General features: G+C 74.3%; 18 protein-coding genes and 1 pseudogene. 8 read left to right on the top strand and 11 right to left on the bottom strand.

Annotated features, from left to right (window positions below):
• The first annotated feature begins 85 nt into the window (after positions 1–85).
• Positions 86–1,147, top strand: a complete 1,062-nt coding sequence (locus ACH4F6_RS07955; protein ID WP_397959043.1) for a hypothetical protein — start codon at positions 86–88, stop codon at positions 1,145–1,147.
• Positions 1,148–1,246: 99 nt separating this feature from the next.
• Here the strand turns inward: ACH4F6_RS07955 and ACH4F6_RS07950 are convergent, their stop codons facing one another.
• On the bottom strand, positions 1,247–1,711 hold the full coding sequence (locus tag ACH4F6_RS07950) for an NUDIX hydrolase (RefSeq protein ID WP_397959042.1): 465 nt from the start codon (positions 1,709–1,711) through the stop codon (positions 1,247–1,249).
• A 425-nt stretch (positions 1,712–2,136) separates the two neighbouring features.
• Between ACH4F6_RS07950 and ACH4F6_RS07945 the strand changes: the two genes are divergently transcribed.
• Positions 2,137–5,442 (top strand): S8 family serine peptidase, encoded by a 3,306-nt coding sequence (locus ACH4F6_RS07945; protein WP_397959041.1) that lies wholly within the window; start codon positions 2,137–2,139, stop codon positions 5,440–5,442.
• A gap of 53 nt (positions 5,443–5,495) precedes the next feature.
• On the opposite strand, the gene ACH4F6_RS07940 is transcribed toward ACH4F6_RS07945, so the two are convergent.
• Together ACH4F6_RS07940 and ACH4F6_RS07935 are read right to left on the bottom strand one after the other, a co-directional pair.
• On the bottom strand, positions 5,496–6,368 hold the full coding sequence (locus ACH4F6_RS07940) for a hypothetical protein (protein WP_397959040.1): 873 nt from the start codon (positions 6,366–6,368) through the stop codon (positions 5,496–5,498).
• A gap of 1 nt (position 6,369) precedes the next feature.
• Positions 6,370–6,903, bottom strand: a complete 534-nt coding sequence (locus ACH4F6_RS07935) for an RNA polymerase sigma factor (protein WP_397959039.1) — start codon at positions 6,901–6,903, stop codon at positions 6,370–6,372.
• Between the two features lie 318 nt (positions 6,904–7,221).
• On the opposite strand from ACH4F6_RS07935, the gene ACH4F6_RS07930 reads away from it, so the two are divergent.
• On the top strand, positions 7,222–8,238 hold the full coding sequence (locus ACH4F6_RS07930; protein WP_397959038.1) for an aspartate-semialdehyde dehydrogenase: 1,017 nt from the start codon (positions 7,222–7,224) through the stop codon (positions 8,236–8,238).
• On the opposite strand, the pseudogene ACH4F6_RS07925 reads toward ACH4F6_RS07930, so the two are convergent.
• Positions 8,235–8,789 (bottom strand): annotated as a pseudogene (locus tag ACH4F6_RS07925) (DUF1203 domain-containing protein). The gene ACH4F6_RS07930 and the pseudogene ACH4F6_RS07925 overlap by 4 nt on opposite strands.
• Positions 8,790–9,037: 248 nt before the next feature.
• Here ACH4F6_RS07925 and ACH4F6_RS07920 point away from each other — a divergent pair.
• Entirely contained in the window at positions 9,038–10,225 is a 1,188-nt protein-coding gene (locus tag ACH4F6_RS07920; protein ID WP_397959037.1) for an RNA polymerase subunit sigma-70, read from the top strand.
• Between the two features lie 60 nt (positions 10,226–10,285).
• Here the strand turns inward: ACH4F6_RS07920 and pepN are convergent, their stop codons facing one another.
• Positions 10,286–12,853 carry an aminopeptidase N gene (gene pepN / locus ACH4F6_RS07915; RefSeq protein WP_397959036.1) on the bottom strand — a complete coding sequence of 856 codons (2,568 nt, stop codon included), beginning with the start codon at positions 12,851–12,853 and terminating at the stop codon, positions 10,286–10,288.
• Positions 12,854–12,885: 32 nt separating this feature from the next.
• Positions 12,886–13,875 (bottom strand): EamA family transporter, encoded by a 990-nt coding sequence (locus tag ACH4F6_RS07910; protein WP_397959034.1) that lies wholly within the window; start codon positions 13,873–13,875, stop codon positions 12,886–12,888.
• A gap of 141 nt (positions 13,876–14,016) precedes the next feature.
• On the opposite strand from ACH4F6_RS07910, the gene ACH4F6_RS07905 reads away from it, so the two are divergent.
• On the top strand, positions 14,017–14,520 hold the full coding sequence (locus ACH4F6_RS07905) for a MarR family winged helix-turn-helix transcriptional regulator (protein ID WP_397959033.1): 504 nt from the start codon (positions 14,017–14,019) through the stop codon (positions 14,518–14,520).
• 209 nt (positions 14,521–14,729) lie between these two features.
• Here ACH4F6_RS07905 and ACH4F6_RS07900 read toward each other — a convergent pair whose 3' ends face one another.
• The 5 genes from ACH4F6_RS07900 to ACH4F6_RS07880 all read right to left on the bottom strand — a co-directional run bounded on the left by ACH4F6_RS07900 (position 14,730) and on the right by ACH4F6_RS07880 (position 20,447).
• Positions 14,730–16,229 carry an FAD-dependent oxidoreductase gene (locus ACH4F6_RS07900; RefSeq protein ID WP_397959032.1) on the bottom strand — a complete coding sequence of 500 codons (1,500 nt, stop codon included), beginning with the start codon at positions 16,227–16,229 and terminating at the stop codon, positions 14,730–14,732.
• Positions 16,230–16,538: 309 nt separating this feature from the next.
• Positions 16,539–16,826 (bottom strand): hypothetical protein, encoded by a 288-nt coding sequence (locus ACH4F6_RS07895; RefSeq protein WP_397959031.1) that lies wholly within the window; start codon positions 16,824–16,826, stop codon positions 16,539–16,541.
• A gap of 46 nt (positions 16,827–16,872) precedes the next feature.
• A complete protein-coding gene (malQ, locus tag ACH4F6_RS07890; protein WP_397959030.1) occupies positions 16,873–19,122 on the bottom strand; it encodes a 4-alpha-glucanotransferase in 2,250 nt (749 codons plus the stop codon).
• Positions 19,123–19,332 carry a hypothetical protein gene (locus ACH4F6_RS07885; RefSeq protein ID WP_397959029.1) on the bottom strand — a complete coding sequence of 70 codons (210 nt, stop codon included), beginning with the start codon at positions 19,330–19,332 and terminating at the stop codon, positions 19,123–19,125.
• Positions 19,333–19,910: 578 nt separating this feature from the next.
• Positions 19,911–20,447, bottom strand: a complete 537-nt coding sequence (locus tag ACH4F6_RS07880) for an HNH endonuclease (RefSeq protein WP_018545075.1) — start codon at positions 20,445–20,447, stop codon at positions 19,911–19,913.
• A gap of 314 nt (positions 20,448–20,761) precedes the next feature.
• Here ACH4F6_RS07880 and ACH4F6_RS07875 point away from each other — a divergent pair, with 314 nt between their 5' ends.
• The 3 genes from ACH4F6_RS07875 (at position 20,762) to ACH4F6_RS07865 (ending at position 24,158) form a co-directional block, all read left to right on the top strand.
• Complete coding sequence (locus ACH4F6_RS07875; RefSeq protein ID WP_397959028.1) at positions 20,762–21,856, top strand: mechanosensitive ion channel family protein; 1,095 nt, start codon at positions 20,762–20,764, stop codon at positions 21,854–21,856.
• 74 nt (positions 21,857–21,930) lie between these two features.
• Complete coding sequence (locus ACH4F6_RS07870; protein ID WP_397959027.1) at positions 21,931–23,196, top strand: 6-phospho-beta-glucosidase; 1,266 nt, start codon at positions 21,931–21,933, stop codon at positions 23,194–23,196.
• Complete coding sequence (locus ACH4F6_RS07865) at positions 23,187–24,158, top strand: N-acetylglucosamine kinase (RefSeq protein WP_397959025.1); 972 nt, start codon at positions 23,187–23,189, stop codon at positions 24,156–24,158. The genes ACH4F6_RS07870 and ACH4F6_RS07865 overlap by 10 nt, the downstream gene beginning before the upstream one ends.
• The last annotated feature ends 133 nt before the right edge of the window (positions 24,159–24,291 follow it).

Below are 24,291 nucleotides of genomic sequence, written 5' to 3'. Positions count from 1 at the left end.
GTCCTTGAGGACGGGCTTGTCCGCGTTTGTCGACGGACGTGTAACAGCGGTTAAGGGGCGGACGGGGGGTGGGAATCTCCGGTGCATGAACCACGACACCCCCCTCTCCCCGGTCGCCCCCCGCCCCGTGCGTCACCTGTCGGACGTCCACCGCCGCGTCATGACGGCGGCCCAGCTCCGCTCGCACGGCGTCTCGGCCGCGACGGCCGTCGAGCAGTGCCGCCCCGACGGCCCCTGGCAGCAGATCCTGCCGGGCGTCCACCTGCTGCATCCCGGACCACCGACCACCGAGGAGCGCCTGCACGCGGTGCTGCTGTACGCCGCGCGCGAGGTGTCGGCGCCGGGCGTGCCGGTCCAGCCGGGCGCGGGCGCACCGCACCGCCCGGTGTACGCGGAGGCGATGATCACGGGTCTGGCGGCCCTCACCCTGCACGGCTTCACCTCCACGCCGCCGTTGCTGTCGCTGGAGCGGATCGACGTCCTGGTGCCCCGGATGCGCCGGCTGCGCTCCACGGGCTGCGCGCACGTCGTGCGCACTCCGTCCCTGCCGGAGCCCGACCAGGTCACGGGGGTCCCGGTGGCGCCGGTGCCGCGCGCGCTGGCCGACGCGGTGACGCAGCTGGCGGACGCCGGTGCGGTGCGGTGCCTGCTGACGGAGGCGGTGCGCGGGGGGTACTGCGAACCGGCGTCCGTCGTAAGGGAGTTGAACAACGCGAAGCTGCTGGGCCGACCGCACGTGGTGGACGCGGTGGACGCGCTGCTCGCCGAGGGACGGGCGATCGCGGAGCGCCGCCTCTACACGATGGTCCGCCGGTACGGCCTGCCGGACCCGGTGTGGAACGTGGACCTCCGCCTGCCGGACGGTCCGCACCTGGGCGGCCTGGACGCCTACTGGCCGGAGCAGGCGGTGGCGCTGGAACTGGACACCCGCGCCCCGCGGCACGGCCGCCGGCAGGACGACGACACGACGTGGTCGGAGTACGCGCGCAAGCGCGAGCACCTGGAGCGGCTGGGCATCACGGTCGTGCACGTCACCCCGCGGAAGCTCCGGGACTCCATGGAGCAGCAGGCCACCGTGGTCCGTACGGCCCTGGCGGCCTCCGGCGACCGCGATCCGGCCGCGCACGTCGTCGTGCTGCCCCGGTAGTGCCGCGGCGCGACCGGCGACAGGAGGGGCCGCGGGGCTCGGACCCGGCGGCCCCTGCGCACGACCGGGTCCGGCCGGCCGGCGGGACCGCCGCCGGGCTCACGCCTCCCGCGACAGGGGCACCCGCCCGTCCGCCGGCCGTTCCCGCCACAGCCGCAGCGCCGCGTCGACCAGCCGGATCCGGGTCAGGCCGGGTACGGCGTCCAGGTCGTGCCAGGCGGCCATGTCGGTGGAGCCGCCGACCTCGTTGCGCAACTCACCGCCGACGACGCGCCCTTCGTACACCAACCGCACTCCGTGGTGGTCCACGGGACCGCGCAGGCCCTCGCGGCGGAAGGTGTGGTGGAAGGAGTCCACCCCGAGGAGCCCGGTCACCTCGATGCGGTAGCCGGTCTCCTCGTCCAGTTCGCGGACGACGGTGTCGTGGGGGTGCTCGCCGTGCTCCACGCCACCGCCCGGCAGCACCCACTCGGGGGTGCCGTCGGACGCGGGCGAGCGGGCGAGCAGGAGCCGGCCGTCACGGACACAGACGGCGTAGGCCGCCACCCTCAACTTCTTGCGCACACGGGGACGTTAGCCTGTCGGGCCGGAATCGGCAGGCGGGCGTGCGGGCGCGCGCCGGTGCGGCGGGAGCGCGGCCGGAGCGTCGAGGGTCTCGTCGGCGCGCGGGGTCCGGCGGCCCCTCGCGCACTCCGTGCCGGGCCCTCACGGAGCCCGGCGCACCCTCGCGCCGCTGCGTGACGGGCCCTCACGGGGCCCGGTGGTCACGCGCGGGATGCGCCGCCCGGCAGGGGAGTTGTCCCGTTCGGCACCGATACCCCAAAAGTCATCGGGGGTTTTCCCCATACGTCCATATCGATTCGGTCAACTCTCACCAAACACCGTTCCCTTGCATAAAGCTGTGCGGTCATCCGGGATCACATTCCGGACGCTCGCGATCAGGCAGGACCGGCCCGGTCGCACGACGCTCGTTCCTTTACCACCAAGGGATGCCGATGACCCACACCCCCCGGCGCGAACCGGGCGCAAGACGCGCGGCACGCATAGCCGTGGCCGCAGGTCTGGTGGCCGCGCTGTCCGCGGCCGGCCCGATACCGTTGGCCTTCGCCGCCGACCAGACCCCGGCCGCCGCCGACCCCGGCGTGAAGTCGGCCGCCGACAAGCTCGGCTCCGACGACGCCGACCTCCTCGCCGAGGCCAAGGCCGACGGCGACAAGACCGTCACGCTGATGGTCGCGACCGCTCCCGGACAGACCGAGCAGGTCGCCGACGAGCTGGACGCCGTCAAGGGCGGTTCCGTGGGCCGCTCCTACGACAAGCTCGGCTACGTCCGCGCCACCGTCCCGACGGCCAAGGCGGACTCGGCCATCGCCGCCGCCGCGAAGCTGTCCTCCGTGCACGCGATCGACCTGCGGCAGGAGATCGTCCTCGACGACCCGACGCCCAGCGCGGACACCGCGAAGAAGGCCGGCTCCACCGCCTCCGCGAGGACCTACCCGGCGCCGAACGGCAAGACCCCCGCCGAGAACCCGTACAACCCGTCCTTCGAGACGGGCGCCGTCGACTTCGTGAAGAAGAACCCGAAGGCGGACGGCCGCGGCGTCACCATCGGCGTCCTGGACTCCGGCGTCGACCTCGCGCACCCCGCGCTGCAGAAGACCACCACCGGCGAGCGCAAGATCGTCGACTGGGTGACCGCCACCGACCCGATCGTGGACAACGACGCGAGCTGGCGCCCGATGGTGACCGCGGTCTCCGGGCCCACCTTCGCCTACGGCGGCCGCACCTGGACCGCGCCCGCGGGCTCCTACTCCGTCAACCTGTTCCGCGAGTCGGCCACCGCCGGCGGCGACCAGGCGGGCGACGTCAACCGCGACGGGGACAAGACCGACGCCTGGGGCGTGCTGTACGACGCCGCCGCCGGCACGGTCACCGTCGACCTGAACAACAACGGCGACTTCACCGACGACACCGCCATGAAGCCGTACAAGAACGGTTTCCAGGTCGGCTACTTCGGGACCGACGACCCGGCGACCGAGGTCGCCGAGCGGATCCCGTTCGTCGTGGAGATCCGCAAGGACGTCCCGATGGACCCGTACGGCGGGGACTGGGTCGGCAAGACCGCCGACTTCGTCAACATCGGCATGATCGCGAGCGAGCACGGCACCCACGTGGCCGGCATCACCGCCGCCAACGGCCTGTTCGGCGGAGCGATGGACGGCGCCGCCCCCGGCGCGAAGATCGTCTCCTCCCGGGCCTGCGTCTTCGGCCCCGGCTGCACCAACGTCGCGCTCACCGAGGGCATGATCGACCTCGTCGTCAACCGCGGCGTCGACATCGTCAACATGTCGATCGGCGGCCTGCCGGCGCTCAACGACGGCAACAACGCGCGCGCCGAGCTGTACACGCGCCTCATCGACACCTACGGCGTCCAGCTCGTGATCTCCGCGGGCAACGAGGGCCCCGGCGCCAACACCATCGGCGACCCCGGCCTGGCCGACAAGGTCATCTCCGTCGGCGCGGCCATCTCCAAGGAGACCTGGGCCGCCAACTACGGCTCGCAGGTGGAGAAGAAGTACGCGCTGCTCCCCTTCTCCTCGCGCGGCCCGCGTGAGGACGGCGGCTTCACGCCGACCCTCGTCGCCCCGGGCGCCGCGATCAACACCGTCCAGACCTGGCTGCCGGGCGCCCCGGTCGCCGAGGCGGGCTACACGCTGCCGGCCGGCTACGCCATGCTCCAGGGCACCTCGATGGCCTCCCCGCAGGCCGCGGGCGCCTCGGCGCTGCTGCTGAGCGCCGCGAAGCAGAAGGGCATCGCGCTGACGCCCGCCGACCTGCGCACGGCGCTCACCTCGACCGCCGACCACATCAAGGGCCTGCAGGCCTACGAGGAGGGCGCGGGCGCGATCGACATCGTGGACGCGTGGAAGGCCGTCAAGAAGGGCGCCACGTCCCACGACTACACGGTCAAGGCCCCGGTCGACACCGCGATCGACTTCGCGCTGAAGACCCCGGGCTTCGGCACCGGCGTCTACGACCGTGAGGGCGGCCTCAAGGCCGGCCAGAAGAAGACGTACGACGTCACCGTCACCCGTACGTCGGGCGCCGACACGGCGGTCCGCCACAAGCTGGAGCTGGCGAACAACGCGGCCGGCACCTTCAGGATCCTCGGCTCGGACGAGGTGAGGCTGCCGCTGAACAAGCCGGTCACCGTCAAGATCCAGGCCGCGCCGAAGTCCGTGGGCATCAAGAGCGCGATCCTCGAGGTCGACGACCCGAGGACCGAGGGCGTCGACAAGCAGATCCTCAACACGGTCGTCGTCTCCACGCCGGTGGCGCACACCTTCTCCGCGAAGAGCTCCGTGCAGCGCAACAGCTCGCAGCACTACTTCCTGACCGTCCCCGAGGGCGCCACGTCGCTCGAGGTCGCGATGAGCGGGCTGAAGGACAAGAGCCAGACCCGGTTCATCTCGATCCACCCGTACGGTGTCGCCGTCGAGGACAGCGCCACCATCTACTGCTACAACAACTACCTCGACGGCAACGGCTGCAAGCCGGACGCCCGCTCCTACGCCGACCCGCAGCCGGGCGTCTGGGAGATCGAGGTCGAGTCGCGCCGCACCTCGCCGCTGCTCGACAACCCGTACAAGCTGGACGTCACCGTGTACGGCGCGGCCTTCGACCCGCAGACCGTGACCGTGCCCGAGGCGAAGGTCGGCACCCCGGCCGCCGTCTCCTGGAAGGTGACGAACAAGTTCGCCGCCGTCGACGGCAAGCTGACGGGCGGGCCGCTCGGCTCCTCCAAGGCGGCCCGTCCGACGATCGAGGACCACGAGAACCAGACCTTCACGGTCGAGGTCCCGGCGGGCGCCGAGTCGCTGGACGTCTCCATCGGCGGTGTCACCGACGCCTCCGCCGACCTCGACCTCACGGTGTACGACGCCGCGGGCAACCAGGTCGCGCAGCAGGCCGACGGTGACTCCGAGGAGGCCGTCTCCGTCCCGTCGCCCGCCGCCGGCACCTACACCGTCGAGGTCGCGGGCTACTCGGTCCCGTCCGGCGCGACCGAGTACGACTACCTGGACGTGTTCTTCTCGTCCGCGCTCGGCACGGTCGACGTCGCGTCGCAGCCGGTGAAGCTGGCCACGGGCGCCTCGGCGACGGTCTCCGCGACCGTCACCGCGCTGGCCCCCGCGCCGGAGGGCCGGGCCTTCTTCGGCCAGGTCCAGCTGGTCAACGCGCGCGGCACGGTCGCGGGCCTCGGCAACGTGGCCATCGAGAAGGTCACGCCGTGACACCGCGGTGAGCCGAAGGGGGGCGGGCGTCCGTACGGGCGCCCGCCCCTCGCTCATTCGCAGCCGACGCCGTCCGCGGCGGACGCCGCCCGGGCGATCGCCGCGCGCTCGGCGGCGATGTCCGCCTCGCCGACGGCCCAGACGTCCGGCGCCGCCGACCCCTTCGCCAGCCCGGCCAGGACGTGGTCGCCCTCGGCGACGAGCGGGTCCATGTCCTCCTCCAGCACGAACGCGGCCTCGGTCCCCGCGGGCCGCTCCGGCCGGTACGAGCGGGTGACGCGCAGGGTGACGCGCCGCTGCGCGGTGCCCGGCACCCGTTCGACGTCCGTCACGTCGCCCTCGACGACGAGCCGCGCCTCGCAGGCGAGGTAGACCGGGTCGCCGAGCGGGCTGCCGGCCCCCGCCGCCGCCTTCTCGTCGGCCGCCGCGCCGTCGTCGCTCCCGGACGACACGCCCATACCGCCGCCGGCGCCCTGCACGACCAGCCAGCCGCCTCCCACGACCAGCGCACCGGCGGCGGCCGCGCCGACGGCTCGCAGGCCGAGCGGCAGCAGGCGCCGCCGGACCGGCCGGACCGCCCGCGCGGGGACGTGGTCCGGCCCGGGCCGTGCCACCGGCCGGGCCGCGGGCTGCGCCCCGGGCGCCACCAGGGCGTCCGCGAGGACGCCCAGCTGCTCCCGCAGCAGCGCGACGTCCGCCTCCGCCGCCCGGTGCGCGGCCATGAACCGCGCGTCGGCACGGGCCGCCTCGGGCAGCGGAGCGTCCAGGACGGCGGCCATCAGGGGATCCAGGCCGTCGTGCTCGTGACGGCCACCACTGCCCTCGCGGCCAAGGTGGCCGTCGCCGGTCTCGCGGGCGTCGCGGCGCTCGTCGGCGTCGCCGCGCTCGTCGGCGTCGCCGCGCTCGTGGTCGTTCCCGGCGGTCACGTCACACCACCTCGTCTTCGTGCAGGCGGGCGCGAAGGGCCCGGACCGCCGTGTGCAGGCGGCTCTTGACGGTGCCCTCGGGGACGCCGAGCTCCTCGGCGATCGAGCGCACCGGCAGGTCGGCGTAGAAGCGCAGGACGAGGACCTGGCGCTGGGCGTCGGGCAGCTCGTCCAGGCCCTGGGCGACGGCGAGGGAGAGCACGCTGGTGTCCTCGCCGGAGGGGTGCTCGTGCGGGCGCAGGGCGGCCAGCCGCTCGCCGAGCCGTTCCTGGCGGCGCTTGGCCCGGTGCCAGTCCATGGCGAGGTTGGAGGCGACGACCGCCGCCCAGGCGGAGACGTCCCGCGGGGCGTCGTACCCCTTCGCCGCACGCTCCAGCAGCCGCAGGCGGACCTGCTGCACCCCGTCCGGCAGGTCCGCCTGCGGAACCCCGCCCAGTGCGAGCACCGCCCGCACCCGGCGTTCCTGGGCCGCGTCCAGGGGATCACCGTGCGCGGTGTCCTCCCCCTGGCCGCGGCGCGCCCTTCTGCGCAGCACAGACACCCCTCCCCTTGCGCGTCCGGCCCTACGACGCCGCGGCGCGCGGAAACGTTCGGCGCGGCCGGGGGAAAGTTCCCGAGGCGTACGTCACACCGCCTCGTCCGGCAGCAGGGCTTGCGGCGCGGGGCGTCCGCCGGGCGGAATTTCTCCAGCTCAGCGGGCGTTCGCACGAGAGTTCCACCACCGTCGGCCGCCCGGGGCGTCCCACCCCTCGGGCATGGCGTCCAAAGAACTGGACAGGCGGGCCGGTGTCGGCCGCATGATGGAAAAGCCTCGGCCAGGCAACACGCACGCAACGAGACAGAGGGAGTCACCGTGAGGGTCGGAATCGTCGGAGCCACCGGTCAGGTCGGCACGGTCATGCGCAGGATCCTCAAGGAGCGGAACTTCCCGGTCACCGAGCTGCGCCTGTTCGCCTCGGCCCGTTCGGCCGGCACCGAGCTGGACGGCGTGACGGTGGAGGACGCGTCCACCGCCGACTACTCCGGGCTGGACATCGTGCTGTTCTCCGCGGGCGGCGCGACCTCGAAGGCGCTGGCCGAGAAGGTCGCCTCCCAGGGCGCGGTCGTGATCGACAACTCGTCCGCCTGGCGCAAGGACCCCCAGGTGCCGCTCGTCGTCTCCGAGGTGAACCCGCACGCGATCGCGAACCGCCCCAAGGGCATCATCGCCAACCCGAACTGCACCACGATGGCCGCGATGCCGGTCCTGAAGGTGCTGCACGCGGAGGCGGGCCTCCAGGCGCTGGTCGCCACCACCTACCAGGCGGTGTCCGGCTCCGGTCTCGCGGGCGTGGCGGAGCTGCACGGCCAGGTCCAGAAGGTCGTCGCGGACGCCGACAGGCTGACCCACGACGGCGGGGCCGTCGACTTCCCGGAGCCCGGCGTCTACCGGCGCCCCATCGCCTTCAACGTGCTGCCCTTCGCCGGCAACCTGGTCGACGACGGCCTGAACGAGACCGACGAGGAGCAGAAGCTCCGCAACGAGTCCCGCAAGATCCTGGAGATCCCCGACCTCAAGGTCTCCGGCACCTGCGTGCGCGTGCCGGTCTTCTCCGGCCACTCCCTCCAGGTCAACGCCCGCTTCGCCCGCCCGATCTCCCCGGAGCGCGCGACGCAGCTGCTCGCCGAGGCCCCCGGCGTCGAGCTCTCCGAGATCCCGACCCCCCTCCAGGCGGCCGGCCGGGACCCCTCGTACGTGGGCCGCATCCGCCGCGACGAGACGGTGGACAACGGCCTCGCCCTGTTCATCTCCAACGACAACCTCCGCAAGGGCGCCGCGCTGAACGCGGTGCAGATCGCGGAGCTGGTGGCGGACGAGCTGAAGGGCTAGCCGCGCCGCCCGCCGGCCGGGGTCCGGCGGATCTCGTACAGGAAGCAGCCGTACTCGACGGCCCGGACGTGGACCAGTGCCACGGCCGGGCCGTCGAACGCTTTCCGGACGGTGTGGGCGAAGCCCTCGTCCGAGAACGTCCTCGACGAGGCGGCCGCCCAGGACGCGGCCCTCGGCAAAGTGGCGCGGGACCGTGCGGTGGGCGTGGGTGAAGGGGAGGCCGTCGCCGGTCGCCGGGCCCGCGCAGGGGCCGGCGTGGGTGAAGGGGAGGCCGTCGCCGGTCGCCGGGCCCGCGCAGGGGCCGGCGTGGACGAAGACGGGACCCTGCTCGTCGTGGGCCCCGGGGTCGGCGCCCGTCCCGGCCGCCCAGCGGCGCGGGGGGCGCGGGAGACGAGGGCGATCCGCTCCCCCGCGGTGCTGTGGCGCAGGCGGCAGCGGAGCGGGGGGCCGCCCTCGGCGTCGGTGAAGGGGCGCGTGGGCCGGCCGGCGTCGTCGGTGACGCGGAGCTCCTCCAGCGCCCGGGGCGTGAGGGGGCGCACGAGGTGGTCCACGGCCGTCGTGGTGTGCGCCGCCTCCGGGGTGTCCGTGCCTCCGGTCGCCTCGGCGGTGTCCGCGGTTCTCGTGTTCTTCGTGGTCGTGCGGTCCGGCCTCACGCGCGGCGGCGCGGCCCACCGGCGGGTTCCGGACGTCGTGCTGGTCCGGTCCCGGCGGGGGACATCGCGCACATCTCACCGTCCCGGTCTGTCGCGCCGGTGATCCGAAGTACGGTCGTCAGGTTCTCAACTTTCAGGAGGTGCCTGTGGCCTCGCACACTGTCCAAGGGCTCGTCGACGAGATCGGGCACCTGGCCGGGGGGCTGTCCCCGGAGCCGCCGGCCGCCCTGGACGCCGGGGTGTCGGAGCTGTCGGCGGCCGTGGCGCGGCTGCGGCGGGTGGCCCGCGCGGCGCGGGACCTGGCGGAGGACGACGACGAGTACGGCGCTCCGTCCGACGCCGCGGAGCTCCCCTGGACCGAGGCCGACTTCGCCGCTCTCACCGAGACCCACCGCCGTGCGCTGCTGGTCCACTGCTACCGCATGACCGGCTCCTACGACGACGCCGAGGACCTGGTCCGGGAGAGCGTGCTGCGGGCCTGGCGGGCCCGGGACACCTTCCCGGGCCGGGCCGGCACCGTGACCTGGCTGTACCGGATCGCCACGCACGTCTGCCTCGAGTTCCTGCGCCGCACCCCGCGCCGTCCGCACGGCCACGAGCCCCTGCCGGGCGTGCGGCACGGCGCCGGCGAGCCGCCCGCCCGGATCACCTGGCTCCAGCCGTACCCGGACGACGAGGTGCCCGGGCCGGCCCCGGCGGCCGGCCCGTACGCCTCCCTGGAGCTGCCGCTCCTCGTCGCCCTCCAGCACCTTCCGCCCCGCCAGCGGGCGGCGCTGGTGCTGCGGGACGTGCTCGGGCTGAGCGCCGGGGACACCGCCGAGGCGCTCGGCCTGACGCCGGGCTCGGTCGACGACGCGCTCGAGCGGGCCCGGCCCGCCCTGCGGGAGCGGCTGCCGGTCCGGTCCGCGCACCGGACCGGCGAGGGCACCCACGACGACGGCGGTGACGGCAGCGGTCGTGAGCGGGCCGTGCTCCTGCGGTACATGGCGGCCGGCGAGGCCGCGGACGTCGCCGCGGCGGGCCGGCTGCTCGCCGCGGACGTCACGCTGACCATGCCGCCGGAGCCCTCCTGGTTCACCGGCCGGGACGCCGTCCTGGCCCATCTGCGCACCCGTCTGGACCCTCTGGGCCCGGCGTTCCCGGGCCACCGGCGGCACCTGCCGGTCCGCGCCAACGGGCAGCCCGCGGCCGGGGTGTACGTGCGCCGGCCCGGCACGAACGTCCACCGGGCCCAGCTCCTGGACGTGCTGCGCGTCGAGGACGACCGGATCGTGGAGATCACGTCCTTCGAACCGCACCTCTTCCCCGCGTTCGGGCTGCCGCCGCGGCTGTGAGAACGGACGAGGACGCCCGGTGCGGGACCGGGCGCCCTCGTGACCGCGGCGGGGACCGGACTACCGCGCGTCCGCCGCCTGGGCCCGCAGCGCGCGCTCGACGCCCGAGCGGGACTCGGAGACGAGGCGGCGCAGGGCCGCGCTCGGCTCGGCGGAGGCCAGCCAGGCGTCGGTCTTGCGCAGGGTCTCCTCGGAGACCTGGACCGACGGGTAGAGGCCGACCGCGATCTGCTGGGCGATCTCGTGCGAGCGGGAGTCCCAGATGTCCTTGACGACGTCGAAGTACGTGTCCGTGTACGGCGCGAGCAGCTCACGCTGGTCGGTCTGGACGAAGCCGCCGATGACGGCCTCCTGGACGGCGTTGGGCAGCTTGTCGGACTCGACGACGGACGCCCAGGCCTCCGCCTTGGCCTCCGGCGTCGGACGGGCGGCGCGGGCGGTGGCCGCGTGGCGCTCGCCGGCGGCCGTCCTGTCGCGCTCGTACTCGCCGGCGATCTCCGCCTCGTCGAACCGGCCGACGGCCGCGAGCCGCTCCACGAACGCCCAGCGCAGCTCGGTGTCGACGACCAGGCCCTCGATCGTCTGCGAGCCGTCCAGCAGGTTCTCCAGCAGGTCCAGCTGCTCCGGGGTGCGGGCGGTGGCCGCGAAGGCGCGCGCCCAGGCCAGCTGGTGGTCGCTGCCGGCGGCGGCCGACCGCAGGTGGGCCAGGGTGGCGTCGGTCCAGCGGGTGAGGAGGGCCTCGCGGGCGGTCGGGTCGGCGTACAGGTCGACGGCGAGCTTGACCTGGCGGTGCAGGGACTGCACGACGCCGATGTCGGACTCCTTGCCGATGCCGGACAGCACCAGGGAGAGGTAGTCGCGGGTGGGCAGTTCGGCGTCGCGGGTCATGTCCCAGGCCGACGCCCAGCACAGGGCGCGCGGCAGGGACGCCTCGAAGTCGCCGAGGTGCTCGGTGACGAAGGCGAGCGACTCCTCGTCGAGGCGGACCTTGGCGTACGACAGGTCGTCGTCGTTGAGCAGGACGACCGCCGGGCGGCGCGTGCCGGCCAGCTGCGGTACGGCGGTCAGCTCGCCGTCGACGTCCAGCTCGAGGCGCTCGCCGCGCACCAGCTTGCCGCTCGCGTCGTCGAGGTCGTAGAAGCCGACGGCGATGCGGTGCGGGCGCAGGGTCGGCTCGCCCTTGGCGCCGGCGGGCAGGGCGGGGGCCTCCTGGCGGATCGCGAAGGAGGTGATGACGCCGTCGTCGTCGGTCTCGATCTCGGGGCGCAGGACGTTGATGCCGGCCGTCTCCAGCCACGCCTTCGACCAGGCCTTCAGGTCGCGCCCGGAGGTCTCCTCCAGGGCGCCGAGGAGGTCGGAGAGACGGGTGTTGCCGAACGCGTGGCGCTTGAAGTAGGCCTGCACGCCCCGGAAGAACTCGTCCATGCCGACGTAGGCGACGAGCTGCTTGAGGACGCTGGCGCCCTTGGCGTAGGTGATGCCGTCGAAGTTGACCAGGACGTCGTCGAGGTCGCGGATCTCGGCCATGATCGGGTGGGTGGACGGCAGCTGGTCCTGCCGGTAGGCCCACGTCTTCATGGAGTTGGCGAAGGTGGTCCAGGAGTGCGGCCAGCGGCTGCCGGGCGCGTAGGCCTGGCAGGCGATGGAGGTGTAGGTGGCGAACGACTCGTTCAGCCACAGGTCGTTCCACCACTCCATGGTGACGAGGTCGCCGAACCACATGTGCGCCAGCTCGTGCAGGATGGTCTCCGCGCGCAGCTCGTACGCGGCGTCGGTCACCTTGGACCGGAACACGTACTGGTCGCGGATGGTGACCGCGCCGGCGTTCTCCATCGCGCCCGCGTTGAACTCCGGCACGAACAGCTGGTCGTACTTCTTGAACGGGTACGCGTAGTCGAACTTCTCCTGGAACCAGTCGAAGCCCTGCCGGGTGACCTCGAAGATCGCGTCCGAGTCGAGGAACTCGGCGAGCGAGGGCCGGCAGTAGATGCCCAGCGGGACGCTCTGGCCGTCCTTCTCGTACACGCTGTGCACGGAGTGGTAGGGCCCGACGACGAGCGCGGTGATGTACGTCGAGATCCGGGGCGTCGGCTCGAACACCCAGACGTCGTCCTGGGGTTCGGGCGTCGGGGAGTTGGAGACGACGGTCCAGCCGCTCGGCGCCTTCACCGTGAACTGGAAGGTGGCCTTGAGGTCGGGCTGCTCGAAGGAGGCGAAGACGCGGCGGGCGTCCGGCACCTCGAACTGCGTGTACAGGTAAGCCTGCTCGTCGACCGGGTCGACGAACCGGTGCAGGCCCTCGCCGGTGTTGGTGTAGACGCAGTCGGCGACGACCCGCAGGATGTTGCGGCCCTCGAGCAGGCCGGGCAGGGCGATCCGCGAGTCCTTGAAGACGTCCGCCGGGTCCAGGTCGTCCCCGTTGAGCGTCACCTCGTGGACGGTCGGCGCCACCAGGTCGATGAAGGACTCCCCGCCCCCCTCGGCGACGTCGAAGCGCACCGTGGTCACGGACCGGTAGGTACCGCCCTCCTGCGCGCCGGAGAGGTCGAGATCGATCTCGTACGAGTCAACGGTGAGCAGCTTCGCCCGCTGCTGCGCCTCTTCGCGAGTCAGGTTTGTGCCAGGCACGCGGTCATCTCCTCGTTTTTGTGTCGGTTGCGTCATCCTTCCACGGGAGCGGCGCCTTGGGCGACGACGTCGTCCTGGAGTCGGCGTCCGCCTGTCGCCCCCCGTTTCCGTCCACCGCCCGGCGTGATCGCGCCGGAGCGGCTGCGGGTGTTCCCGGCGGGTGCCGTGCGGGTGCGCGGGGCGAGTTGTCCCGCCACCGTCGCGCCGAACGCCAGTGCCATGCCCGCCGTCTGCACCGCCGTCAGGGTCTGCCCGAGCGCGGCCCACCCGAGGACCGCCGCGGTGAGCGGGGAGAGCGGGCCGAGGAAGGTGACCTGGGTGGCGGTGAGCCGTCCGATCCCGCGGAACCAGAGCACGTACGCGACCGCGGTGTTCGCCAGGGCCAGGTAGAGGTAGCCGCCGACGGCGGGGGCGTCCAGGGCCGGCGGAGCGCCTTCGGCGAGGAGGGCGACGGGGGCGACGAGCAGACCGCCGGCGGTGAGCTGCCAGGCGGTCAGCGCGAGGGGACCGACCCCCTCGGGGCGGCCCCATCTCTTCGTCAGGACGGTGCCCGCCGACATCGAGGCCGTGGAGGCGAGCGCGGCCAGCACGCCCGGCGCGTCCAGCGCCCCGGCGGCCTCGAGGACGACCAGGCTCACGCCGAACGCGGCCGTGACGCCGGTCAGCAGGGTCCGGGCGGTCGGCCGCTGCCCGAGCAGCAGCGCCGAGAGGCCGACGACGAGGAGCGGGCCGGTCGAGCCGACGACGGCCGCCATGCCGCCGGGCAGCCGGTAGGCGGAGAGGAAGAGCAGCGGGAAGAACGCGCCGATGTTCAGGGCGCCGAGCACCGCCGCCTTGCCCCACCAGCGGCCGCGCGGCAGCACACGGGCGAGCGCGAGCAGCAGCAGACCGGCCGGCAGGGCGCGGGTCACGGCGGTGAAGAGGGGGCGGTCGGCCGGGAGGAACTCGGTGGTCACCGCGTAGGTGGTGCCCCAGGAGATCGGGGCGAGGGCGGTGAGCAGGACGGTCGCGGGCCGTTTCATGGCCGGAACCCTTCTCGGAGGCTGCGAGGGGCGGGGGCTGGGCGGCACACCAGTAGCTTGATTGAAAGTAGCTTAGCTCTAAGCAACTTGCCGTCAAGTTACTTTCTTGCGGGTGATCCGGGTCCGGCGGATACTCCCCGCATGAGTGCACAGCGCAGGGATCCGGTCGACGCGATCATCGAGCAGTGGGCGGTGGAGCGGCCCGACCTCGACACCACCGCCATGGAGGTCTTCGGCCGGATCGCCCGGCTCGCGCGCGCCGTCGGCGACCGCACGGAGAAGGCGTACGCGGCCCTCGGCGTCTCCCGCGGCGAGTTCGACGTGCTGGCCACCCTGCGCCGCTCCGGCGCGCCCTACGCCCTCTCGCCCCGCGAGCTGTCGGCGACGCTCATGCTCACCACCGGCGGGATGACCGGCCGCCTGGACAAGCTGGAACGGGCGGGCCTGCTGCGCCGCTCCCCCGACCCGCACGACCGCCGGGGCCTCCAGGTCACGCTCACCGAGCAGGGACTGGCGCTCGTCGAGGAGGCGGTCGGCGCCGGTCTCGCCGTCCAGACGGAGGCGCTCACCGCCGCCCTGGACACCGAACGGGCCGCCCTCCTGGCCGGCCTGCTGCGGGAGCTGCTGCTCGCCACGGAGAGGTAGCCGCGGCGGAGGGGGCCGCGGGGAAGCGGCTGCGGGTGGGCGGGTGCGGGTGGACGGACGCGGGTCGGGTCGGCCGGCGTGCGGTGAGGCGGCTGCGGGTGGGCGGGTGCGGGTGGGCGGTCGCGGGTGGACGGACGCGGGTCGGGTCGGCCGACGTGCGGTGAGGCGGCTGCCGGTGGGCGGGTGCGGGTGGACGGGTGCGGGGCGGCTCAGCCGACGTGTGCGGTGAGGGCGGCCTCGATCGCGGCCGGGTCGGCGTCGTCGGCCGCCCAGGCCGCGTAGCCGTCGGGGCGCACCAGCAGCGCCGTGCGCCGGTCGCTCGCCCAGTGCTCCACGGCGAGCCGGTCCTCGCGGTCGCCGCCCCGGTCGCCGTCCGCGTCCCGTGCCGTGATCAGGACGAAGCGGCCGCCGCGCAGCGCCTCGTGCAGGCGCCGGCCGCCGGCCAGACGGACGTCCGGGACGCGCAGGCCGGTGAGGCGGTGGGCGCCGAGCGGGGCCCGGTAGCGGTAGCCGATGCCGGTCACCTGGCCGAGCGCCCTGCGGCGGGCCGGCCCGACGGCGTTCAGGAAGGACGCGCCCGCCACCCGCAGCGCCCGCATCCACGGGGTCCTGGCCATGGCCAGGCGCACGATCCCGCCGCTGCTGAGCAGCACCGTCCGGCCCACCGGGTGGCGCTCGGCCTGGTAGGTGTCGAGAAGGGCGTCGTCCGCGTGGCCGTGGACCACCTGGGCGAGCTTCCAGCTCAGGTTGGCCGCGTCCTGCAGTCCGGTGTTCAGGCCCTGTCCGCCGGCCGGGGTGTGCACGTGCGCGGCGTCGCCCGCGAGGAAGACCCGGCCGACGCGGTAGGCCGGGACCTGGCGTTCGTCGCTGTGGAAACGGGACACCCAGCGGGCGTCGTGCATGCCGAAGTCGCGGCCGAGGGCCAGGCGGGTGATCTCCCGGATCTCCTCGAGGTCGACCGGCGCGTCGTCCGGCATCTCGTGGCCGCGGCGCCAGCCGATCATCCGGTGGTAGCCGTCGCCGAAGGGCGCGAGGAACGCGAAGGCGTCGCCGACGGTGTTCACGGTGAGCAGCGTCTCGGGCTCATCGGCGAGACGGACGTCCGCGAGGACGACGGAACGGATCACGGAACGGCCGGGGAAGGGGAGGCCGACGGCCGTCCGCACGGTGCTGCGCATGCCGTCGGCGCCGACGACGTAGGCCGCGCGCAGGGACGCGGAGCCGCCGGCGGGCGTCCGGACCTCGACGGTCACCCCGTCCTCGTCCTGGGCGAGGCCGGTCACCTCGGTCTCGTACCGGAACCGCGCCCCCGCCTCGACCGCGCGCCGCTCCAGGGCCTTCTCGATCTCGTACTGGGGGATGACGAGGACGTGGCGGTAGCGGGAGGGGAGCGTGTCGAGGCTGAGGGTGAGCCGGTCGTAGAGGCGGAGTCGTCCGAGGGGGTGGCCGACGGCCTCCAGTTCGTCGGCGACGCCCCGCGCGTCCAGCTGTTCGAGGGAGCGGGCGTGCAGGACGAAGGCACGGGTGAGGTTGCTGATCTCGTGGCGGCGCTTCTCGACGACGATGACGGGGACGCCGGCGGCGGCGAGGTCGCCGGCGAGGAGAAGGCCGGTGGGGCCGCAGCCCACGACGACGACCGGGGCGGCGGGGGCCGGGGCGGCGACGGGTGCGGGGACGGGGGTGCCGGCGTCGTGCGGGGTGCCGTTCATGCGGGCCTCCTCAGGGCCTGGTCCTGGCCCGGCCTGTTTCCGACAGGATCGGTCCGATCACTTCCTGCGTCGACTGTGACGTGCGACGGCCGGTGCGGGGGGACGCGTGCGCGAAGTCGGCCCGAACGGGCGGGGTGGGCGGACGGAACGGCGGGGGCGGGGAGCGGAGGGCGGGCGCCGGGGAGGGAGGGCGCGTGGCGCGCGTTCGGCATGCGCGAGAGCGCCGTCTTCTCCGTCGTACGGCGGGTGGGCGTACGACGGAGGAGACGGCGCTCTCGGAAATGCGGGGGCGGACCCGGCGGGGTCCGGTCAGGCCTTGGCCTCGGCCTCGGCCTTGCCCTTGACGGTGATGTTGGAGCTCGTGGTGTCCTGCCGGTCCTTGGACCTGTCGAGGACCCACACCAGGCCGAAGATGATCGCGAACAGCGCGATCGGGGCCAGCACGTAGAGACCCAGCGTCTCGACGACGCTCAGGCCCGTGCCGGGGTCGTCGCCGTCGTCGCGGGTCAGCGCGAGCGCGGGGGACGACATGAGCAGCATCATCAGCGTCGTACCGGCGGCCAGGGCGCCGGCGCGCAGGGCGTTCTTCTTGTCCACGGTGCCAACGTAGCGAACGCCGGGGACGGGCGCGCGCCCGGGGTCCCTATGACTCGTTCCGCAGCACCTCCACCAGCGCGTGCAGCCGCGGTGACCCCGCCAGTTCCTCCAGCGTCACCGGGCGTCCCCCCGCGTCCGCGATCGGCAGGCGCCAGTTCGGGTACTGGTCCCAGGTGCCGGGGAGGTTCTGGGGACGGCGGTCGCCGACGCCGTCCGGGAGCCAGACCCCGATCATGCGGGCGGGCGTGCGCAGGAGGAACCGGTGCACGGCCTGGACCTCGGCCTCCTCCGAGGACGCCTCCCCCGAGGACGCCTCCCCGCCGCCTCGGGCGCCCTGGAGGAGTCCCAGCCGGGCGAGCTCGTCGCGCCACTCCTCCGCGTCGGCGACGGCCTCCGCGCGCTCCTCCTCCAGGGGCCTGGTCAGCAGGCCGAGACGGTCGCGGAGTTCGACGTGCTCGCCGGTCAGGCGGGCCGCGGTGGACGGCAGGTCGTGGGTGGTGGCGGTGGCCAGGCAGTCGGCGCGCCAGCCGTCGGGGGGCAGCGGGCGCCCGTCGCCCTCCCAGTCCCGCTCGAACCACAGGACGGACGTGCCGAGCACCCCGCGTTCGCGCAGCGTCTCCCGGACGCCCGGCTCGACGGTGCCGAGGTCCTCGCCGATCACCACCGCGCCCGCCCGGGACGCCTCCAGCACCAGCACGGCGAGCATCGCCTCGGCGTCGTAGCGGACGTAGGTGCCCTCGGTGGGCGGCTCGCCCCGGGGCACCCACCAGAGCCGGAACAGGCCCATGACGTGGTCGATGCGCAGCGCGCCGGCGTAACGGAACAGCGCCCGCAGCAGTCGCCGGAACGGCGCGTAGCCCGACTCGGCCAGCCGGTCCGGGCGCCACGGCGGCAGGCCCCAGTCCTGGCCGCGCGCGTTGAACGCGTCCGGCGGCGCGCCGACCGACATGCCGGCGGCGAAGTACTCCTGCTGCGCCCAGGCGTCGGCGCCGCCCGGGTGCACGCCGACCGCCAGGTCGTGCACGATCCCCACCGGCATGCCCGCCTCGCGCGCGCCGCGCTGGGCGGCGGTGAGCTGGGCGTCCGTGAGCCAGGCGAGGCGCGACCAGAAGTCGACCCGGTCCGCCAGCTCGTCGCGCGCCCGCGCGGTCTCCGCGGAACGGGGGTCCCGCAGCCCCTCCGGCCACCGGTGCCAGTCGGAGCCGTGCACCTCGGCGAGGGCGCACCAGGTCGCGTGGTCCCGCAGCGCCTCGCCCTCCTCGGCGAGGAAGTCGCGGTAGGCGGCGCGCCGGCCCGGCCCGAGCGGCACCGTCGCCACCAGCTCCAGGGCCTCCCGCTTCAGCTCCCACACCGCGTCCCGGTCGATCAGCGCGCCCTTCTCCAGCACGGTCTCCCGCAGCCGCCCGGCCCGCTCGCGCAGCGCCCGTACCCGGTCGGGGGCGTCGACGTACCCGAACTCGGGGACGTCCTCCACCCTCAGGTGCACCGGGTCGGGGAAGCGGCGCGAGGACGGGCGGTACGGGGAGGGGTCGGTCGGCGGTCCGGGCACGGCCGCGTGCAACGGGTTGACCTGCACGAACCCGGCACCCAGCGACCGTCCGGCCCAGCCGGCCAGTTCGGCGAGGTCGCCGAGGTCGCCCATGCCCCAGGAGCGGCCGGACAGGAGCGAGTAGAGCTGGACAAGGAGTCCGTACGCGCGTGCGGCGGGGGTGGGCAGGCGGGGTGGGGCGACGACCAGGTGGGCGGAGGCGGTGCGGCCGTCGGGGGCCGTTGCCGTCAGGCGGTGGACGCCTGGTGGGAGGTCCGGCGGGAGCTCGGGGGGACGCGCGGGGGTCGGTTCCGGGTGACGGCCCGGGGCGAGTTCCCGTGCCGACGTGTGGGTGCTGCCCTGCTCGGTCTCGATCAGGAGGCGGGTGCCCGGTGGGAGGGCCGCCAGGGCGGCGGGGGCGGCCGGCGCGGCGCCGCGCTCCGTGCGGGGGGTGTTCCAGGACACCACGGTCGGCGGCAGCAGCCGCTCGCTCAGTTCCTGTTCCCGGGCGGTGAGCGCGGTGCGGACGGCGTGCGGGTCGCCCGCGTCGACGCCCAGCGCGGCGAGGGCGCGGGTGACGGCGGTGGCCGACGCGGTGACCGTGCGGTCCGGGGACGGGCTGTAGGAGGTCGCCACGCCGTGCAGGGCGGCCAGGCGGGTCAGCTCCTCGTCGGGGGGAGCGGGGGTGGCTGCCGGGGTGGGGGTGGGCGTGGGGGTGGGCGTGGGAGCGGGGGTGGGGGTGGGTGATGCCGGCCAGGGTGCGGTCATCTAGGGCCTCGTGACGTCGGAGTCCGCGGCGAGCGGCGGCTCGCTGGTGAGGGGCTCGGTGTCGGGGAGCGGCGGCTCGCTGGTCAGCGGGGTCGTGGCGCAGGTGCGCTCCGCGCTGAACACGCAGAAGTGGGGCTCGTCGAAGTCGGCGGACGGCTCCGCCGGGCGTTTGGAGTGGAGCGGCAGCACGGGGTACGTCGATGCGGCCATGGGGGTCTCCTTGTCGGCGTGCGGCATTTGACGGGTTATCGCAGCCCTACCCAGTGGGGGCGAGCGCAGACGTGGGGGAAGTGATTTCGGGGGTGCCGTCACGCTTGCGGGTGGGTGCCTGCGGGTGGGCGCCTGCGGGTGCGGGTGGGTCGGGGTCGTGGCGGTGCGGCGAGCCCGTCGCGCGTTGGGCGTACTGCTGCCTGCTGCCACGGTCGGGGGTGGCTGTGACGAGCTGAGCGACGGGCTCCAGCCGCACCGCCACGACCCGCTCCCGCCGGCTCGCGGGTGCGGGTACGTGGTGGTTGCGCCGTCTCGGCCGGCGCGCTCCCGCCGTCTCGCGGGTGCGGCAGCGTGGTGGCTGCGCCGTCTCGGCCGGTCCGCTCCCGCCGTCTCGCGGGTGCGGCAGCGTGGTGGCTGCGCCGTCTCGGGCGGTCCGCTTCTGCTGTCTTGCGGGTGCGGGTGCGTGGTGCGTGGTGGCTGCGCCGCCTCGGTCGGCCTGGTTCGGGCGGGCCGTGTCGTGGGGGCGTCGGGACGGGCCCCGCGGCCTGGGGCCGCGGGGCATGCGAAAGCCCGGATCTTCAGGCGGAGATGCCGTCGATCCGGGCCAAGGCGTCGTCCGCGCCGTACGGCTGCAAGTAGGGCAGCCAGCGCGGGTCCCTGTGGCCGGTGCCGATGATGCGCCAGGCCAGGCCGGTGGGCGGGGCGGGTTTGTGGCGCAGTCGCCAGCCCAGTTCGACCAGGTGCCGGTCGGCCTTGACGTGGTTGCAGCGGCGGCAGGACGCCACCACGTTGTCCCAGACGTGCTTGCCCCCGCGGCTGCGCGGGATGACGTGGTCGACGCTGGTTGCGACGCCACCGCAGTACATGCACCGGCCCCCGTCGCGGGCGAAGAGCGCGCGGCGGGTCAGGGGAACGGGCCCCCGGTAGGGAACCCTGACGAATCGCTTGAGCCGGACCACGCTGGGTGCGGGGACTGTGACGGTCGCGCTGTGCAGGAAGGCGCCGGATTCCTCGAGGGAGACCGCTTTGTTCTCCAGGACGAGGACGAGCGCGCGGCGGAGCGGTACGACGCCGAGAGGCTCGTACGACGCGTTCAGGACCAGGACATGCGGCACGGATGCCTCCTCGGGCGTCGGCGGCGCGTGGCTCGCGCCGGGACGATCTGTGGTCAGTCTCCCCTCTTGCCTGGTGGACGCGCCACCATGTCCCGGTAACGGGCCGGGAGTGTTTTCGACCACACCGGATGCATCCCCCGGTTGACGACCCGTTCAAGCACGGGTGAGCACGGTCTCTCCTTCGCAGATCCGGCAGAAGCACACACCATGCCCCGTTAGTGTGGTGGGCCTGCCCGTCCGGTGACCTTTTCGTGACCTTGAACACCTTGACCGCCGCGCCGGACGGAGCAGCGCCGCACGTGGAGGTACCTGCCGTGTCCTTGTCCGCCGTCCTACTGGCCGCCGGTTCGTCGCCGTCGCCGACCCCCTCGGAGTCGCCGACGGTGACGGTCCCGTCCCTCCAGGACGCCCAGGAGAGCGCGACGAACGCCGCCAGCTGGGTCGAGGAGAACTGGTCGACGTGGCTCGCGATCGGTCTCAGGGTCCTGCTGATCCTGGTGATCGCGGCGGTGCTGAGAAAGTTCGTGCTGCGGGCGCTCACCAAGCTCATCGACCGGATGAACCGCACGGTCTCGTCGGCCGACGGCTCCACGCTGGGCGGTCTGCTGGTCAACGCCGAGCGGCGCCGGCAGCGCTCGCAGGCGATCGGGTCCGTGCTGCGCTCGGTGGCGAGCTTCGTGATCCTGGGCACGGCCGCGCTGATGGCGCTGTCCGCGTTCGAGATCAATCTCGCACCGCTGCTGGCCTCCGCCGGTGTGGCGGGCGTCGCGATCGGTTTCGGCGCCCGCAACCTGGTCACGGACTTCCTCTCCGGCGTCTTCATGATCCTGGAGGACCAGTACGGCGTCGGCGACCAGATCGACGCGGGCGTCGCCACCGGCGAGGTCATCGAGGTCGGCCTGCGCGTGACCAAGCTGCGCGGTGACAACGGTGAGATCTGGTACGTCCGCAACGGCGAGGTCAAGCGGATCGGCAACCTCTCCCAGGGCTGGGCGACGGCCGGCGTCGACGTGACGGTGAAGGCTTCCGAGGACCTGGACAGGCTCAAGGCCACCCTCGACGAGGTCGCCGACAAGATGAGCAAGGAGGAGCCCTGGAACGAACTCCTGTGGAGCCCCATCGAGGTGCTCGGCCTGGACAGCGTGCTGCTGGACTCGATGGTGGTGCGCGTCTCCGCGAAGACGATGCCCGGCAAGGCCCTGACGGTCGAACGCGAGCTGCGCTGGCGCATCAAGCGGGCCTTCGACGCGGCCGACATCCGCATCGTCGGCGGTGCGACCGTCCCCGCGGAGGAGGACCCGGACGTGGACCCGACGGCCGCCGTCGCGGCCCCCTCGGTGTACTCCAACACCGCGTCCCCGCAGGCCCAGGCGGCCACCCCGATCATCCCGCCGGCCCCCGCGAAGTAGACGGGGCGGCACGGGCCCCGGTGGACGGCCGGCGGGGTCCGCTCGGCAGGCACACGGAAGCGAGGAGACCGGCAGTGAAGCTCACCGTGGTCGGCGGAGGGTCGACCTACACGCCCGAACTCGTCGACGGCTTCGCGCGCCTGAGGGACACGCTGCCCCTGGAGGAGCTGGTCCTCGTCGACCCGGCGGCCGGCCGCCTGGAACTGGTCGGCGGCCTGGCCCGGCGGATCTTCGCCCGGCAGGGCCACCCGGGCCGGATCGTCACGACCGGCGACCTCGACGCCGGCGTGGACGGCGCCGACGCCGTCCTGCTGCAACTGCGCGTCGGCGGCCAGGCCGCCCGCGAACAGGACGAGACCTGGCCCCTGGAGTGCGGCTGCGTCGGCCAGGAGACGACCGGCGCGGGCGGCCTGGCCAAGGCGCTGCGCACGGTGCCGGTGGTGCTGGACATCGCCGAACGGGTCCGCCGGGCCAACCCCCGCGCCTGGATCGTCGACTTCACCAACCCGGTCGGCATCGTCACCCGCGCCCTGCTCGGGGCCGGCCACCGGGCGGTCGGCCTGTGCAACGTGGCGATCGGCTTCCAGCGCACGTTCGCCGGAATGCTGGGCGTCCCCCCGGCCGAGGTCCACCTCGACCACGTGGGCCTCAACCACCTCACCTGGGAGACGGGGGTGCGCCTCGACGGCCCCGGGGGCGAGGACGTCCTGCCGAAGCTGCTGCGCGACCACGGCGACACGGTCGCCGCCCGCCTCCGCCTGCCCCGCCCCCTGCTGGACCGCCTGTCCGCGGTCCCGTCGTACTACCTGCGCTACTACTACGCCCACGACGAGGTCGTCGAGGAGCTGCGCTCGAAGCCGTCGCGGGCGGCCGAGGTGGCCCGGATCGAACGGGACCTGCTGGAGATGTACGGCGACCCGGCCCTGGACGAGAAGCCGCCGCTGCTGGCGGAGCGGGGCGGCGCCTACTACTCGGAGGCGGCCGTGGACCTGGTGGCGGCGCTGCTCACCGGCTCCGGGAGCCCGTACCAGGTGGTGAACACCCTCAACCGGGGCACGCTGCCCTTCCTGCCGGACGACGCGGTGATCGAGGTGCAGGCGTCGGTGGGCCCGCAGGGCCCGTCCCCGCTGCCGGCGGCGCCCCCCGACCCGCTGTTCGCGGGTCTCATGGCGAACGTGACGGCCTACGAGCACCTGGCCCTGGAGGCGGCTCTGCGCGGCGGCCGCGACCGCGTCTTCCGGGCCCTCCTCGCCCACCCCCTGGTGGGGCAGTACGCGTCCGCGGACGCCCTCACCGACCGGCTGATCGCGCACAACCGGGAGCACCTCGCGTGGGCGTGACCGCGGGCGTCCTCGCCATCGACGCGGGCAACAGCAAGACCGACGTCGCGGTCGTGGCGGCGGACGGCGAGGTCCTCGCCACGGCCCGCGGCGGCGGCTTCCGGCCGCCCGCGGTGGGCGTCGGCCCGGCCGTGGACGCCCTCGCCGACACCGTCACGCGCGCGTACGCGGCCGCCGGCGTCGACTCGGCCGCGCACGTGTCGGCCTGCCTGGCCAACGCCGACCTGCCGGTCGAGGAGGAACGGCTGGCGGCGGCCCTGCACGCACGCGCGTGGGGCGCCTCCGTCGAGGTCCGCAACGACGCCTTCGCGATCCTGCGGGCGGGCGTGGCCGAGCCCCGGGGCGTGGCCGTCGTCTGCGGCGCCGGGATCAACTGCGTCGGCATGCGCCCCGACGGCCGCACCGCCCGGTTCCCCGCGCTCGGCCGGATCTCCGGCGACTGGGGCGGCGGCTGGGGCCTGGCGGAGGAAGCGCTCTGGCACGCGGCGCGGGCGGAGGACGGCCGGGGCGAGGACACCGCCCTGGCCCGCGCCCTCCCCGCCCACTTCGGCCTGCCCGACATGTACGCCCTCATCGAGGCCCTGCACCTGGGACACGTCCCGCCCGCCCGCCGCCACGAACTGGTCCCCGTCCTCTTCGCCACGGCGGCGGACGGCGACGGGGTGGCCGGGGCGGTCGTCGACCGCCTGGCGGAGGAGGTGGTGACGATGGCGACGGTGGCCCTGGCCCGTCTCGGGCTGCTGGAGGAGGAGACCCCGGTCCTGCTGGGCGGCGGCGTCCTGACGGCGGGTCACGGCCGGCTGGACGACGGCGTGCGCGAACGCCTGGCGGCACGGGCCCCGATGGCGGTGGCCCGGGTGGTGCGGGCGCGGCCGGTGCTGGGCGCGGCGCTCCTGGGCCTGGACAGCCTGCGGGCGGAGGCGGAGGCCGGGGAGCGGACGCGGGCCTTCTTCGACGGGTGAGCGGGCCGGCGGGACGGCGCCGGTCCACGGCGCCGCCGTGCTCGGGGTCCCCCGCGCGGGCGAAGCCGTGAGCGGAGGGGGGCGGACGGCCCCGGCGCACTCCCCGCGAAGGAACCGAACACACGCCCACGGC

It is taken from the genome of Streptomyces sp. NPDC017936 (assembly GCF_044328485.1).
Classification (GTDB): Bacteria; Actinomycetota; Actinomycetes; order Streptomycetales; family Streptomycetaceae; genus Streptomyces.
The sequence above is the reverse complement of the archived record's forward strand: the minus strand, read 5'-3'. Positions and strand labels throughout refer to the sequence as shown.

Coding starts and splice junctions, on each gene's coding strand:
- ACH4F6_RS07945 (WP_397959041.1), top strand. CDS start 2,137: ATGCCGATGACCCACACCCCCCGGCGCGAACCGGGCGCAAGACGCGCG.
- ACH4F6_RS07955 (WP_397959043.1), top strand. CDS start 86: ATGAACCACGACACCCCCCTCTCCCCGGTCGCCCCCCGCCCCGTGCGT.
- ACH4F6_RS07900 (WP_397959032.1), bottom strand. CDS start 16,229: ATGAACGGCACCCCGCACGACGCCGGCACCCCCGTCCCCGCACCCGTC.
- malQ (WP_397959030.1), bottom strand. CDS start 19,122: ATGACCGCACCCTGGCCGGCATCACCCACCCCCACCCCCGCTCCCACG.
- ACH4F6_RS07905 (WP_397959033.1), top strand. CDS start 14,017: ATGAGTGCACAGCGCAGGGATCCGGTCGACGCGATCATCGAGCAGTGG.
- ACH4F6_RS07885 (WP_397959029.1), bottom strand. CDS start 19,332: ATGGCCGCATCGACGTACCCCGTGCTGCCGCTCCACTCCAAACGCCCG.
- ACH4F6_RS07910 (WP_397959034.1), bottom strand. CDS start 13,875: ATGAAACGGCCCGCGACCGTCCTGCTCACCGCCCTCGCCCCGATCTCC.